The 14,825-nt window shown below is 60.3% G+C and carries 11 protein-coding genes and 1 pseudogene; 6 read left to right on the top strand and 6 right to left on the bottom strand.

Annotation, left to right across the window (positions count from 1 at the left end; genetic code table 11):
- Positions 1-11 precede the first annotated feature (11 nt).
- Positions 12-1,217 (bottom strand): GAF domain-containing sensor histidine kinase, encoded by a 1,206-nt coding sequence (locus tag BLU26_RS00965; protein WP_231701983.1) that lies wholly within the window; start codon positions 1,215-1,217, stop codon positions 12-14.
- 183 nt (positions 1,218-1,400) lie between these two features.
- Between BLU26_RS00965 and BLU26_RS00970 the strand changes: the two genes are divergently transcribed.
- Complete coding sequence (locus BLU26_RS00970) at positions 1,401-3,596, top strand: OsmC domain/YcaO domain-containing protein (RefSeq protein WP_092283093.1); 2,196 nt, start codon at positions 1,401-1,403, stop codon at positions 3,594-3,596.
- A gap of 30 nt (positions 3,597-3,626) precedes the next feature.
- Here the strand turns inward: BLU26_RS00970 and BLU26_RS00975 are convergent, their stop codons facing one another.
- Entirely contained in the window at positions 3,627-4,556 is a 930-nt protein-coding gene (locus tag BLU26_RS00975) for a LysR family transcriptional regulator (protein ID WP_092283094.1), read from the bottom strand.
- Between the two features lie 136 nt (positions 4,557-4,692).
- Between BLU26_RS00975 and BLU26_RS00980 the strand changes: the two genes are divergently transcribed.
- From BLU26_RS00980 to BLU26_RS00990, 3 genes are all read left to right on the top strand, one after another.
- Positions 4,693-5,751, top strand: coding sequence for an SDR family oxidoreductase (locus tag BLU26_RS00980; RefSeq protein WP_092283095.1), 1,059 nt, complete (start codon positions 4,693-4,695; stop codon positions 5,749-5,751).
- Between the two features lie 205 nt (positions 5,752-5,956).
- The gene (locus BLU26_RS00985) at positions 5,957-6,673 is read left to right on the top strand and encodes an SDR family NAD(P)-dependent oxidoreductase (protein ID WP_092283096.1); all 717 of its coding nucleotides are present in this window, start codon (positions 5,957-5,959) and stop codon (positions 6,671-6,673) included.
- 62 nt (positions 6,674-6,735) lie between these two features.
- On the top strand, positions 6,736-7,269 hold the full coding sequence (locus tag BLU26_RS00990; protein ID WP_092283097.1) for a CIA30 family protein: 534 nt from the start codon (positions 6,736-6,738) through the stop codon (positions 7,267-7,269).
- Positions 7,270-7,343: 74 nt separating this feature from the next.
- Here BLU26_RS00990 and BLU26_RS00995 read toward each other — a convergent pair whose 3' ends face one another.
- Positions 7,344-8,045, bottom strand: coding sequence for an FMN-dependent NADH-azoreductase (locus BLU26_RS00995; protein WP_092283098.1), 702 nt, complete (start codon positions 8,043-8,045; stop codon positions 7,344-7,346).
- Between the two features lie 120 nt (positions 8,046-8,165).
- Here BLU26_RS00995 and BLU26_RS01000 point away from each other — a divergent pair, with 120 nt between their 5' ends.
- Positions 8,166-9,065 (top strand): LysR substrate-binding domain-containing protein, encoded by a 900-nt coding sequence (locus BLU26_RS01000; protein WP_092283099.1) that lies wholly within the window; start codon positions 8,166-8,168, stop codon positions 9,063-9,065.
- A 23-nt stretch (positions 9,066-9,088) separates the two neighbouring features.
- Here the strand turns inward: BLU26_RS01000 and BLU26_RS01005 are convergent, their stop codons facing one another.
- Positions 9,089-9,889 (bottom strand): substrate-binding periplasmic protein, encoded by an 801-nt coding sequence (locus BLU26_RS01005; RefSeq protein WP_231701984.1) that lies wholly within the window; start codon positions 9,887-9,889, stop codon positions 9,089-9,091.
- A 227-nt stretch (positions 9,890-10,116) separates the two neighbouring features.
- Here BLU26_RS01005 and BLU26_RS01010 point away from each other — a divergent pair, with 227 nt between their 5' ends.
- Entirely contained in the window at positions 10,117-10,860 is a 744-nt protein-coding gene (locus tag BLU26_RS01010; RefSeq protein ID WP_092288302.1) for a class I SAM-dependent DNA methyltransferase, read from the top strand.
- Between the two features lie 53 nt (positions 10,861-10,913).
- Here BLU26_RS01010 and BLU26_RS18710 read toward each other — a convergent pair whose 3' ends face one another.
- Both BLU26_RS18710 and BLU26_RS18815 read right to left on the bottom strand, forming a co-directional pair.
- Positions 10,914-13,055 carry a molybdopterin oxidoreductase family protein gene (locus BLU26_RS18710; protein WP_269433976.1) on the bottom strand — a complete coding sequence of 714 codons (2,142 nt, stop codon included), beginning with the start codon at positions 13,053-13,055 and terminating at the stop codon, positions 10,914-10,916.
- 948 nt (positions 13,056-14,003) lie between these two features.
- Positions 14,004-14,717: pseudogene (locus BLU26_RS18815) on the bottom strand (4Fe-4S binding protein); the annotation flags it as partial.
- Positions 14,718-14,825: the final 108 nt, after the last annotated feature.

Genomic DNA, 14,825 nt, shown 5'->3' on the forward strand with positions numbered 1-14,825 from the left:
CAGGTCGCTACTCAGGTCGCAACCGACTTCTCGATCTGGTTGGGGAATCTGGCCACAAAGCAGGTGCCGAACTCGTCGGTGGAGGACACGCCCAGCGTGCCCTCGTGGCTTTGCGCAATCTGCGAGGCGATGTACAGACCCAATCCCAGGCCTTCGCCGCGCCCGTCTGCCTGCGATCGGGTAAAGGGATGAAAGAGCAGCGGCATCAGCTCCTGGGCAATGCGCTTGCCCTGATTGGTAACCGAGAGGATGACGTGATTGTCTTCGACCGTGGCGGTGATGCTGATCGGCGCCGCAGGTGCACCGTGATTTACCGCATTGACCAGTAGATTTGACAGCAGCTGCCCCATTCGACCGGCATCACAGAAACTCTGCTCCGGCAGCACCAGCTCTCGGTGCAGTGAACGGGCGGGATGTGTAGCGGCCACCTCGTCTATCACCGCGTTGAGCGCGTAAGCCAGTTGATCTGTCATCACCCGGCGCACGGGGATGCCGCCGCCGAGGCGGCCGCGGGAAAAGTCCAGCACATCCTCGATCAGCGCGCTCATGCGAACCGAACTCTGTGTTATCGACGTGGCAAGCTCGCGGTCACGCTCGACCGTCAGCTTGCTTTGCAGCAGTTCGGCGCTCATGCCGATTGCCGTCAGGGGAGAGCGCAGATCGTGGCCCAACACGGCAATGAACTGCTCGCGCAGGCGACCGGTTTCCGTCTCTCTGGCCAGGGCAGCTTCGATCTGCTCCTGCGCTTCCTGCATATCCAGCTGGACTGCAATCAACTGGGCGAACAGCTCTAGCGTCTTGCGCGCTGCAGATTCATCAAACTGCGCGGGCACGCTGTCGATGGCGCAAAGCGTGCCAAAGAACTCCCCATTGGCGCGCACAATCGGGATGGAAACATAGCTTTCCAACTGGTAAGTACGCGGCGTGTGGTGCGTGGAATAAACCGGATCTTTTTTTACGTCGCGGAAAATCACCGGCTGGCGGTGATCGCGAATCTCATTGCAGATGGTGGTGTCGAGCACCAACTCGCCGCCGGGCAGCAGACCAAAGTCGATGGAATCGTCTACCGCACAGGCGACCCATTTCTCGGTAGTAACTCTGGCAATCGCGGCAAAGCGCATACCGGTGGTCTGCTTCATCATGCTGAGTATCAGCGGGACGGCGTCAATCCGGGCAATTTTTAGGACGTCACCCTCAAGGTTGGAACAGTCAGACATCAGGTGGCGCCAAATAGGGAAGTTTCCGGGAGTTTAGGCGTTATCAGCCTGTTTGCCTATGCACCGCTTGCGCTGGCCAGTGAGCGCGGGCCTGGCTAAGCGGTCTTCGGCAATACATGACTTCCCGCGTAAAAGCGGGATAATGGCCGCCAATTCGTCTCGCTCGCTATTCTGGTGCCCCCCATGGAAATCAAGGTCAACTTTCTCGACAACCTGCGGCTTGAAGCCAAGTTCGATGACTTCACGGTGGTGTCTGATCAACCGATTCGCTACAAGGGCGATGGTTCGGCGCCGGGCCCATTTGACTACTTCCTGGCGTCTTCGGCGTTGTGCGCGGCCTACTTCGTCAAGCTGTACTGCAACACGCGCAATATACCCACCGACAATATTCGTCTCTCGCAGAACAACATCGTCGACCCTGAGAACCGCTATAAGCAGACCTTCAAGATTCAGGTCGAGTTGCCGGCGGATATCTCCGAGAAAGATCGCCAGGGCATTCTGCGCTCCATCGACCGCTGCACCGTCAAGAAGGCAGTACAAACCGGGCCTGACTTCATTATTGAAGAAGTCGAGAATCTCGATGCTGACGCCCAGTCATTGCTGATGCCCATGCAGGCAGAGGGTGACGGCACGCGGATTCTCGGCAAGGATCTGCCGCTCGAGCAGACCATCGCTAATATGTCCGGCATCCTCGCTGACCTGGGCATGAAGATTGAGATCGCCTCGTGGCGCAACATCGTGCCCAATGTCTGGTCGCTGCATATCCGCGATGCGCAATCGCCGCTGTGCTTTACCAACGGCAAGGGCGCCACCAAGGAAGCGGCGTTGGCCTCGGCGCTCGGCGAGTTCATCGAGCGGCTGAACTGCAACTTCTTCTACAACGATCAGTTCTGGGGCGAAGACATCTCCAATGCCGACTTTGTGCATTACCCGAACGAGCGCTGGTTCAAACCCAGCCGTAAGGACGCGCTGCCAGCGGGGCTGCTGGATGAGTACTGCCTTGAGATCTACAACCCCGAAGCGGAGCTGCGCGCCTCGCATTTGATCGACACCAACTCGGGCAATGTTGAGCGCGGCATTTGCGCACTGCCCTATGTGCGCCAGTCCGATGGCGAAACGGTTTACTTCCCCTCCAACCTGATCGAGAACCTGTTCCTCAGTAACGGCATGAGCGCTGGCAATACCCTGGCCGAAGCGCAGGTGCAGTGCCTGTCGGAAATCTTCGAGCGGGCGGTGAAGCGCGAGATTCTGGAAGGTGAAATGGCGCTGCCGGATGTGCCCGAAGCCGTCATCGCCAAGTATCCCGCCATCGCGGCCGGTATTCAGGCGCTGGAGGAGCAGGGCTTCCCGGTGCTGGTGAAAGATGCATCGCTCGGTGGTGAATTCCCGGTCATGTGCGTGACCCTGATGAACCCACGCACCGGCGGCGTTTTTGCCTCCTTTGGCGCACACCCCAGCTTTGAAGTGGCGCTGGAGCGCAGCCTCACCGAGCTGCTGCAGGGCCGCAGCTTCGAAGGTTTGAATGACCTGCCGCAGCCTACTTTTGAAAGCCAGGCGGTGACCGAGCCGAACAACTTTGTCGAGCACTTTATCGATTCCAGCGGTGTGGTCTCCTGGCGCTTTTTCAGCGCAAAAGCCGACTATGAGTTTGTCGAGTGGGATTTCTCGGGGCAGGGCGAAGACTCCAATGTGCAGGAGGCGCAAACCCTGTTCGGCATCCTCGAAGGCCTGGGCAAGGAAGCCTACATGGCGGTCTATGACGATCTGGGCGCCACCGCCTGCCGCATTCTGGTGCCGGGCTATTCCGAGGTGTACCCGGTGGATGACCTGATCTGGGATAACACCAACAAGGCGCTGTACTTCCGCGACGACATACTCAACCTGCATAGCCTGGATGAGGCGCAGCTGCAGGATCTGGTTGAACGGCTGGAAGAGAGCGAGCTGGATGATTACACCGACATCAAAACGCTGATCGGTATCGAGTTTGATGACAACACTGTGTGGGGTCAGCTGACGATTCTGGAATTGAAGGCGCTGATCTATCTGGCGCTGCAGCAGTTTGAAGAGGCCAAGGAGCTGGTCGAAACCTTCCTGCAATTCAACGACAACACGGTTGAACGCGGGCTGTTCTACCAGGCGGTTAATGTGGTGCTCGAAGTCCTGTTGGACGACGAGCTGGAGCTGGCCGACTTTGCGCCCAACTTCGAGCGCATGTTTGGCGCGGAGCGCCTGGACGCGGCGATCGGCTCCCTTGACGGCAGCGTACGTTTCTATGGTCTCACGCCCACCAATACGCAACTGCAAGGGCTGGACCGTCACCTGCGCCTGATCGACAGCTACAAGAAGCTGCATGCCGCGCGGCAACGAGCCGCCGGCTGATTCACAGAGGCAAGGTTACTGGCGCGCCGTTCAGCCTTCGCGCCAGCGATCCCAGGGCGCCACGGGCGTCACTGCTGCGCTCAGGTAGTCCATGAATGCCTTCACCTTCGGTGTTGCGATCTGGCGCTCCCGAGTGAGCACATACAGCTCGCGCCGCCCTGGCATGACCTCGCACCGCCAGCTGTTCAACAGTGGCACCAAAGCGCCTTTGGCGAGCTCATCTGCGACCAGCCAGGTGGGAAACAGGACGATGCCTTGCCCCAATAGCGCCGCGCGCAGCAAGCTCCCGGCATCGTTGCTGGTCAGGCGGCCCCCAACCTCGTAGGCCTGTTCTGTTGATGACCCCGTCCGCTGAAAGTACCAGCGCTGGCGGCCCAGTTCCCCCTGATAGACCAGACAATCATGTTGGCCAAGGGCTTCGGGATCGCTGGGCGTCCCCTGTTTTTCCAGGTAAGCAGGCGCGGCGGCCACGACATAGTTCATTGGTGCCAGGCGCCGGGCGACCAAGGAAGAGTCTGCCAGATTGCCGACCCTGAAGGTGATGTCATGACCCTCGCGCACGGGATCAATAACTCGATCATTCAACAGCAGTTCGACCTTGATGGCCGGAAACTCCTGCTGAAAGCGGTGCAGCAACGGCACCAGCTGGTATTGGCCAAAGGCACTGGGTGCGTTGATTCGCAACACGCCGCCGGGTTTGGACTGGGATTCACGCAGGGCTTCATTGGCCGTGGCCAGGCGCTCGAGAATGTCGCGCACCTCTTCATAGTATTGCCGGCCGGCTTCGGTCAGGGTGACCGCGCGCGTGTGTCGATAGAGCAGTGGCTGGCCCACTGCGTGCTCCAAGGCTTGAATTTGGCGCGATACCGACGACACTGCCCGATGGAAATGGCGTGCGGCGGCGGTGAAGCTGCCGGTAGCCGCGACCCGCTCGAAGACGAGTAAAGCGTTAAGGTCCATGTGCTGGTTCAAGTTGCGCCCTGTGCAATAAAGATTTGCGATAACGCTGATTGTAGCAATGATCCGCTGCCACCAGACTCTGTTCATCTGCTCGGCGTAACGCCGCGATTCCGAATTCTCAACAGGAGATATGAACATGCGCAAAGGTACAGCACTGGTAGTTGGCGCCACCGGTATCACCGGCGGTAATCTGGCGAGCTATCTGGTTGCCAGCGGTTGGTCGGTGTATGGGTTGTCACGCGGTGCGACAGCGCAGGAGGGTGTGATCCCGGTCGCCGTTGACCTGCTGGACGCACAAGGGGCCCGTCAAGCACTCGCTGGCTTGCCCATTACCCATGTTTTCTACTGCACCTGGGTGCGCCGCGACAGCGAGCAGGCCAATGTGCAAGCCAACAGCGCGATGATGCGCAACCTGTTTGCGGCGCTGGATGGACAGCGGCTGCAGCACGCTTCACTGGTGACTGGCACCAAGCAGTACCTGGGTTCCTTCGAGGCCTATGGCAGCGGGCGTATCGAGACGCCGTTCCGCGAATCCGAACCTCGGGTGCCGGGTGACAACTTCTACTATGCATTGGAAGACGTGTTGTTTGAGGCCGCTGAGCGCGATGGTTTCAGCTGGAACGTCCACCGTCCGCACACGGTCATCGGTTATGCCCGCGGCAACGCGATGAATATGGGCACGACGCTGGCGGTGTACGCTTCGATCTGCAAGGCGACAGGTCAGCCGTTTGTATTTCCTGGCTCACAAACGCAGTGGAATGCGCTCACCGATATGACCGATGCGCTGGTGCTGGCGCGGCAGATGGAGTGGGCAGCCACCACGCCGGGCGCAGCGAATCAGGCGTTCAACACAGTTAACGGCGACGTTTTTCGCTGGCGCCGGATGTGGCGTGAGATCGGCGAATACTTCGGCCTTGAAGTCGCCGATTGCCCCGAAACGCCGCAGCCGCTGGATGACCGCATGGCCAATGCAAAAACGGTGTGGGCCGAATTGGTGCAACAGTACAGACTGGTTGAGCCGGACCTCGACAAGCTGGCGTCCTGGTGGCACACAGATGCCGACCTGGGCCGCGAGCAGGAATGCGTGAACGACACCACCAAGTCGCGCGACTTCGGCTTTGACCATTTCCGCGAAACGCGCAGCGCCTTTTTTGATCTTTTTGATCGCCTGCGGGCTGAAAGGATTATTCCCTGAGTGCGCTACGCTGCAGAGCGGATCAAAGCGGCAGATTAGTGAAACAGCAAGTGGCGCCGAGATGAACCGGACCGTCACTTGCGTTTGCTCAAGCGCTACAAGAAACTGCCCTCCCTAGCGCATGTGGAAGGCAGCAAGTTCGAGCCGCTCGCCGGCACCTGCAGCGATGGGTTTACTATCGGATCTTTTACCCCCAGGAGGCATTATGCCGATTGATACAACGCCTGCAGCAGCGCGCCACGCGATGGTCATTGGTGCGTCCCGCGGTATCGGCCTGGGCCTGGTTCGTACTTTGCTAGGGCGGGGCTGGCAGGTAAGTGCAACGGTGCGCGATCTTGAACGCATGCCTGCGGCGCTGAGCGAACTACAGTTACAGCACCCGCGACAGCTTGACGTTGTGGCTTTTGATATGGCGCAGGCGGCACCGGCCAGCAACCTGGTCAAGCCTGCGCAGCCACTGCAACTACTGGTGGTGTCTGCCGGCGTTTTGGGGCCGGAGCACCAACGAGCTGACCAGGTAACCCGGGATGAGCTAGCCGACTTGTTCAATATCAACGCCATGGCTCCCCTGCGTGTTGCAAGGGCGCTGCTGCCGGCCCTGAGCGCTGGTGGTGTAGTCGCGTTTATCAGTTCGCGTATGGGCAGTGTGGCCTTGAACGATGGCGAAGGTCTGGAGCTTTACCGGGCCAGCAAGGCGGCGCTCAATAGCCTCACCCGTGGTTTTGCCATCAAGGAGGCAATCCCGGCGGGGCTTGGCGTGCTCAACCTTCATCCCGGCTGGGTGCAGTCCGACATGGGCGGCAGTAACGCACCGGTCACGGTTGAGAAAAGTACCAGCGGCATGGTCACAGTGATAGAAGCGGCGCTGGGACAGATTGAACACCGCTTTCTGGATTTTGAAGGTAATACGCTGGACTGGTAACACGGTGCGTCACTTTTCCAGCAGCTACCCAGACAGAACAGCCACTGGAACAGGAGTGAGTCATGCAAGAGCATCCAGTCACCGAGGGGGCTAGCGTCTCGCCGGATCAGCTCATTGATGTGTATTGCGCCGGAGCGGTTGATACCACCCCGTGGCGCGTTATTACCGACGAGGTTATGGGCGGTGTTTCCACCGCATCGCTGCAGCAGGGCGAACGCCTTGGTTCACCCTGTACCTGTCTGCATGGTCGCACCCGGTTGGAGAATGACGGCGGCTTTGTACAGATGAAGCACCCGGTAGCGCCTGATGTGAAGACGGCCAATTACACCGGCATTTTTGTTGAGCTGGCTGGCCCAGCGCACGAATATGAACTGCGCGTAAAGACCAGCCAGTTGGACAAACCATGGCAATCCTTCCGCCATACCCTCGCGGTAACGCCAGCCTGGACGCGCTTTATCGTGCCCTACAGTGAGCTGCACCCGCACCGCACCGAGGCCACGCTGGCGCCTGAAAGCATTCTCAGCGTGGCGATTGTTGCCATAGGTACAGCCTTTGATGTGGACGTCGGCGTGCGCCGCTTGGGCTTCTATCGTTGAGGGCCCGGCGCGCCCGGTGAGTGCGCGCCGGGGTGGTTGCGCGATCGTCGTTGCCACACCAAGGTCGCCGGCAATCAGGCTGACTGCAGCGTGCCTACAGGCTGCAAGGCTCGCTGTAGTTCTGTCACCAAGGCGTCAATCTGTCGTGTTGCCTGTGCAACGGACTGCGCCAACACGTCGCCACCTGCCTCCTGCCCCTCAATGGCGATCTGGTGCACCCGCGTGATGCCGATGAACCCGAGGGCGGTTATCAGGTTGGGTTCCAGGTGATTCATGTGCGCCATTTCGCCTCCGACGCCAAAGCCAACACCGCCTCTGGCGCTCAGGATCACGGCATGGCGTGGTCGATCGGCCAGCTTGGCTACGTAGGGATCAAGCGGATTACTGTCATCCACTTCAATGGTTCTGCCGGGGCGCACGATCTGATCTATCCAGGCCTTGAGCGCGGCGGGCATGCCAAAGTTGTATAGCGGCGCGGCGATCACCAGCACATCCGCTGCGATCAGCTCGGCGACCAGCTCCTCGCTTTCTGCCAGAGTCTCTTGCATCCAAGGCTCGCGGTTCTCATCCGGGGTGAACGAGGCCGCTATCCAGTCGTGGTTGATGATCGAGGGTGGCTGCTGGCCAATATCGCGATAGCAGAGGGTGTCATGTTTGCGCTGGGCCAGCCACCGACTGACGAAGCGCTGGCTGAGAAAGCGGCTGTGTGAGCCATGCACGTCTGTGCCGGCCAAGCCGGGTCGGGCGCTAGCGTCGAGTTGCAGAATGTGCGTCATGGCAAGTCTCCTTTATAAAAAACAAATTCATCTGTTATTCACTGAGAGCTCAGCCTAGAGTTAGTCGTGTTGGGCGACAAACGATCAATATTTTCAGTTATGAATGAAAGGAGATCATCTATGGGGCGGCGCTGGTTACCTTCGCTTTCAGCATTGCGTGGCTTTGAAGCGGCTGCGCGCCACGAGAGTGCCAAGCAGGCGGCAGAGGAACTGTCGGTGACTGCAACAGCGATCAGTCATCAGGTGCGAGCGCTGGAGGAGTCGCTCGGCGTCAGCCTGTTTGTGCGCAAGCCACGTCAGTTGGAGCTGACGCCGCAAGGGCGTGAATTGCAGCAGGTGCTGGAAACCGCCTTCGATAACATCAGCAACACGCTCGAGCGCATCAGCGGCTCGCCGTGCCGGCAGGCGATTACCTTGAGCACCACGCCGGCGGTGGCGGTGCGTTGGCTGTTGTCGTGGGTGTGCATGCTGCGCGATGCGCATCCGGATATTGATCTGCGTATTCACGCCTCCCACGAGCCGGTCGCGCTGGATGGCGTGACCGCTGATATCGCCATTCGCTATGGCGACGGCCGCTGGCCGGGACTGGTGGCAGAAAAGCTGCTCGATAACACTTTCATTCCGGCGTGCAGCCCGCATCTGGCATTGAATGATCCTGCGCAGCTACCGCAACACTCCTTGATCCACTTTCGTAATCAGGCAGCTGCTTCGGCACCGATTGACTGGGCGGCCTGGCAGAAGCAAGCCAACGTACCCGGCCTGGACGTGAGCGCGGGCCTGGTTTTTACGGATGAAACCCACGCCGTCTCCGCTGCCGTAGGCGCCCAGGGTGTGGCGCTGATGAGCCGTCAGTTGATCGAAGACGAGCTGCGCGAAGGGCGCTTGGTGCAGCCATTTGGCCCTGAACTGGAGGGCAAGCCGTTCTTTTTGGTGTACCCGGAAAGCCGCAAAAACGACCCGACTATACGGGCTGTTCGGGATTGGGTGATGGCGGTGCCCGGCGGGCTTTGTAGTTTGTAGTTCAACCGGTTACTTGCTCGGTATCAGCGTGCTACATACCGTTGCACGATCTGTTCATAACTGCCGTCGCCCACCAGCGCGCGCAAAGCGTCGGCATACTGTTCAACAAACGCCGGGGTATTAGAGCCTTTGCTGAAGGCAACCTCGGCTGCCGCACTTGAAACCACCACGCTGGAGGCCTTGATCTTATCGTCCAGACCAAGCTGCTGAATTTCAAAGGTGCCGGTATTTTCATCGGCGATGGCACCGTCGATGCGATCCTTTTCTATCATGTTCCACAGGTTGGCGCGTGTCGCGACCATGGCAACGCGGCTGGCATAGGCGGGGTCGCTCATCAGCTGCTCATAGTCCGGCCCATAATGCACATTGATTTGCGCGCCCAGCCGAAAGGGCAGGTTCCTGAGCTCAATCAATCGGGTGATAGGCCAGCGCTCAAAGGCGTCCTGACGGACAAACAGTAAATTGCGCGAGGCAGGTAATACCTTGCCAGAAAAGTACGCATATTCTTCCCGCTCTGGCCGCCGGAACGCGCCCGGTAGAATATCCAACCGGCCCAGTTCAAGCTCCTTGAGTGCGCGCGCCCAAGGCAGTTTGCGCAGCGTTACCGCGCAGTTCAAACGCTTCAGCGCCTCACGGTTGGCGTCCACGTAGATGCCGCCAATACTGCCATCAGGCAGCTGCATGCTGAACGGTGGGTCGTTGTCCCAGCGCAGGGTTTTTTCGCAGGTGGCCAGGGCCAGCCCGGGTAGGCAGGCGGCAAACAACAGGGCGGTCGCCAGGCCGTGGCGCAGTAAAACTCGGGAGTTGTGCGGGGCTGCAGACAAGGTCGTCACTCATCTAGTGCCAAAGGCGGCTATTCGCAGTCTAGCAGTGAGTGGGACTGTTCTGGGAGTGGGGCGTCGCGTGCGCCGGCAATCTGCAGAACAATAGCTGCCTTGGCATCTTCTTTTGTCAGCGTTGCGCCTTTGCTGGTGCGTTCCGTCCAGATTTTCGGGTGGATTTTCCCGCGCCGATATATGATGCGCCACCGCCACTTCCGCACCAGGTCATCATGCCCGCAAACGCCCTCTATACCGATCTCTCCGGTTACTACGACCTGATGTGTGCAGACATTGATTACCAAGCGCAAAGCCAGTGTGTGCAGCGGCTGCAGCAGTTGTTTGGCAACGCCGGTAAACGCCATCTGGATATTGCGTGCGGCACTGGCCCGCACGTGCGGTACTTTCTCGATGGCGGCTTTCACAGTAGCGGGCTGGATATCAATCAGCCCATGCTGGATCAGGCGCTGCTGCGCTGCCCGGAAGCGCACTTCTCGCTTCAGGATATGTGCGGATTCAGCGTCAGCCAGCCGCAGGATCTGATTACCTGCTTTCTTTATTCCATCCACTACAGTGCCAGCATCGAGCGCCTCAAAGACTGTATTGCCAGCGTGCATGCTGCCTTGGCAGAGGGAGGGCTGTTCTGCTTCAACGCGGTAGACAAACAGCAGATCGATAACGGCGCCTGGGTTTCGCACAACGCCGGCCATGCCGATGGTCTGCTCAGCTTCAGCTCGGGTTGGCATTACCCGGGGGAGGGCGCGCAGCAGCTGCTGAAATTACGCGTTGAGCGCAGCGGCGCCGATGGCCGGCAGGTATCGAAGGATGAGCATCCGATGGTGGCGGTGAGCTTCAGCGAATTGCTTGAGCTGCTGGCGCCGTATTTTGCGGTGCAGATGCTGGAGCATGACTACGACAGGATTCTGCCGTGGGATGGGGCCTCCGGGAATGCGCTTTTTGCCTGCGTGAAGATCTAGAGAGAGCCGGGCAGGGGCACGCTGGCAGCGGCCCCTGCGAGTTCCGTGTCTACTCAGGCGGCCACTACCGAGACCGGGATGCCGTTCAGTACCGCATTGCCGGACAAGACGTCGACTACCTGATCGTCAGTAATATCATTGACGTTGATACCAGGGTTGCCCTGTGCCACACGCAGGCTCACCCCTTCGCGATCATGGCCCCAGCCGTGCGGCAGGCACACTACGCCGGGCATGATGTCGTCGCTGACTTCCACGTTAACCATCAGCTCACCGGTGCGCGACATGATGCGCGCTTGCTTGCCGCTGGCGAGCCCCAGCCGCTCGGCGTCGCTCGGATGAACGAGCAGGGCGCAGCGGTCCTTGCCTTTGACCAGACGCTTGCTGTTGTGCATCCATGAGTTGTTGGTACGCAGATCGCGGCGGCCAATCAGCATCAGCTCGCCACTCTCCGCCCCGCGCAGCTCAGCCAGTGCACGACCCAGGTCAGCGACCAGCTCGGGCGGCGTGAGGTGCAGCTTTTTGTCGGCGGTAAACAGATAGCCGGGGAAGGACTCGCGCATCGGCCCCAGGTCCAGACCGTGCGGGTAGCGCTTGAGTACCTCAAGGCTCAGCGGTTCGTCGTGCCTGACCGGCTCGCCGCTGTTGTACGCAAAAAAGCCCTCGGCATAGGGGCCGGTTCTCAGGCCATGGTCGAGGATTTCCTCGGGATGCGGCGCATTGCGGCTGGGCGCGTCTGGCTTCTTCAAGGCCATGATGCGCTGGGTCAGGCCCTGCACAATGTCCCAGTCGCAGCGGGTGCCTTCCGGCGCGGCAAACACCGGATCGCTAAAGCGCGCCAGGTTGCGCACCGCCAGCATGTTGAACACGATGTCGTATTGCTCGTGCTCCAGCGGCCCGGTGGGCGGCAGGATGATATCGGCATGGCGTGAGGTTTCGTTCAGGTAGAAGTCGATCGAAACCATGAACTCCAGCTGTTCCAGCGCCTCGTCCATCTGCCGCCCGTTGGGCGTCGACAGCACCGGGTTGCCGGCCACGCAGACAAAGCCGCGTACCTGACCTTCGCCGGGCGTGAGCATTTCTTCGGCGAGGGTGACCGCAGGGAAGTAACTGTCAAACTCCGGCAAACCGCGCACGCGACTCTGACAGGTATTGAAGCTGCCCATGGGTCGGCTTTGCGCCTTGTTGAACGCCGGTGTGGTAAACATCATGCCGCCGGGGCTATCCAGGTTGCCAGTGAGAATGTTGAGCACCAGCATCAGCCAGTGATTCAACGCGCCATAGCTTTGCGTGGCGACGCCCATGCGGCCATAGCAGACGGCGCACTCGGCGTTGGCGAAGTCTTCGGCAATGCGCCTGATCTCAGCTACCGGAATGCCGCAGCGCGCGCTGACCTGCTCCAGAGATATACCGTCAAACAAGGGGGCCAATGCCGCCCAGTTGTCGGCCAGCTCCAGCAGGCGACCGGGCTTGGTCAGGCCCTTGTCGAGCACATGGCGAATCAGCCCCAGCAGGAAGAAGGCATCGGTACCGGGGCGGATAAACAGGTGCTGGTCTACATAGCGCGCGGACTCGGTGCGACGCGGGTCTACCAGTACCACCTTGCCGCCGCGCTCACGAATGCGCTCCAGTCGTTTGAGAATATCGCCAGCGGTCATCAGGCTGCCGTTGGAGGCCGCCGGGTTGGCGCCCAGCATGAGCATGTACTGGGTGCGGTCGATGTCGGGAATGGTAAACAGCTGGCTATGCCCGAACATCAGGTACGACACCAGCTGGTGCGGCATTTGGTCGAGTGATGCAGCAGACGAGATATTGCGCGTACCAATGGCCTTGCGCAGCGTGCCCGAAGCCATCATCAGACCCAGGTTGTGCGAGGCGGGATTGCCCCAGTAGCCGGCAATCGAATCGTTGCCATGGCGCGCCTGGATGTCGACCAGTTTGGCCGCGACCTTGTCGAGGGCGCTGTCCCAATCAATCGGTAACCACTCGCCGTTGACCTTCTCCAGCGGTGTGCGCAGGCGGTCGGGGTCGCTGTGCAGGTCTTGGAGGGCGTAGCCCTTGGGGCAGATATGCCCTTCACTGTGCGGGTCGTTCTTGTCACCCTTGATCGACAGAATCTGCTCACCCTGGGTTTCGATTACCACGCCACACATGGCCTCGCACAGGGTGCAGGCGCGGTGATGGGTTTTCACCGGCAAGCGGGTTTGTTCCTCTTCGCGGGCGCGGGCATCGCGGATAACCGCCAGCATCTCGGCGATATTCACCACCTTGCTGCGGGTGCGGCCCTCGATGCGGCCGCGCGCCTGTTCGTGCTGATCGAGCAATTGCCAGTCAGCCATGCTGACGGCCTGCACCTGACGGCTAGCCAGCAGCTCGGCAATATCCGCCGAACGGCTTGGCAGGCTGCTACCCAGGTCGTCGATCAGGCGCTGCACACTCTCCGTAGCGCATTGACGGTTGCTGCCGATTACGCCGCTGGCGCCGCGCTTGATCCAGCCAGCCACGTAATCGCGGTGGTCGGCCTCGCCGGCGATACGGCCCTGCTCGTGCTGCATGACGCCAGGGCCCAGATCAAATGGCAGTTCGTCGATGGCCGAGCCTTGATAACCAATGGCATGCACCACCAGACCGGCGGTAATCCGCGAGGTCTGTTCGGCAGGGCGCGCCACCAGCGCCCCCTGATCATCGCGTACCAGCTCATTGCGTTGTACCTGCACGGCGCTCACTTGGCCGTCGACTGCGTCGAATTGCGCAGGGCTGGTATAGAACAGGAAGCGAATGCGCTTGCCTTCGCCCTGCGGACGCGCGGCAATCTCGCGCAACAGGGCGAGGTTCTGGCGTGCTTCGGCGTAGTCCGGTTGCGCCAGTTGGCGCGCGCTGGCGTCATCCAGTTCAAGGTCGGCGGAGTCGACCAGCAGCTGCAGACCGGGAATCGCCATCAGCTGTTCCAGCTCTTTCGGCGTAAAGGCCGCCTGCGCGGGGCCACGGCGGGCCAGCAGACAGACCTCATCCACGCTGCTATTGGCCAGTGCTTGCAGGGCGTGGTCGGCAATATCGGTTTTGGCCAGTTGTTGGGCCGGCAGCACCAGCAGGCGGGCGATATCCAGCGCGACGTTGCCAATACCGATGATCACCGCGGTCGAACCGGACAGATCAGGGGCGAGGGCGGCTTCATCCGGATGGCCGTTGTACCAGCCGACGAAGTTGGAGGAGCCGAAAATGTTGGCGCTGTCGGCGCCGGGCAGGTTCAGGGCGCGGCTTTGTGAGCCGCCGGTGGCGTAGATCACCCCATGGTAGTGCGCGCGTAACTCGGCGCTGCTCAGGTCGCGGCCGATCTGTACATTACCGAAAAAGCGAAAGCGCTCGTTCTCGGCAATGCGCTCAAAGCTTGCCGTCACGGATTTGATGCGTGGGTGGTCTGGCGCCACGCCGTAGCGCACCAGTCCGAAGGGCGTTGGCAAACGCTCAAACATGTCCACCTGGGCGCCGGGTAGTTGCTTCATCAGCGCCTCGGCAGCATAAAAACCGCTCGGGCCGGAGCCGATAATCGCAAAGCGGCTTGCCACATTGGCGAGCGGGCTGGCGGCCTGCTGGCCAGACTGAATGCTTTCCCGGATTACGGGATGGGTTTTGGCGCCCTCGGCATTCAGGGTAATGAAGTTCTGCTGGTCCTCGGGCACCATGCTGCGCGGGAAGATCGCCCCCTCGGGGCAGGCCGACACACAGGCGTTGCAGTCGATACACACGTCTGGGTCGATCAACAGCATTTCCGAGGCTTCACGGAAAGCCTCTACTGGGCACACATCGACGCAACTGGTGTGTTTATTGCCAATACAGCTTTGGGTGACTACGTAAGCCATCTTCTACTCCGCACAGAGATTGCAAAGCCCTTATGGTATGTCCGGGCTTGTACAAGCGTATTGGCAGTACGCGCCGGATTGACATTTTGTGCCAGCCTCTCGATAGTG

The sequence above is a fragment of the Halopseudomonas sabulinigri genome (assembly GCF_900105255.1).
Lineage (GTDB): Bacteria > Pseudomonadota > Gammaproteobacteria > Pseudomonadales > Pseudomonadaceae > Halopseudomonas > Halopseudomonas sabulinigri.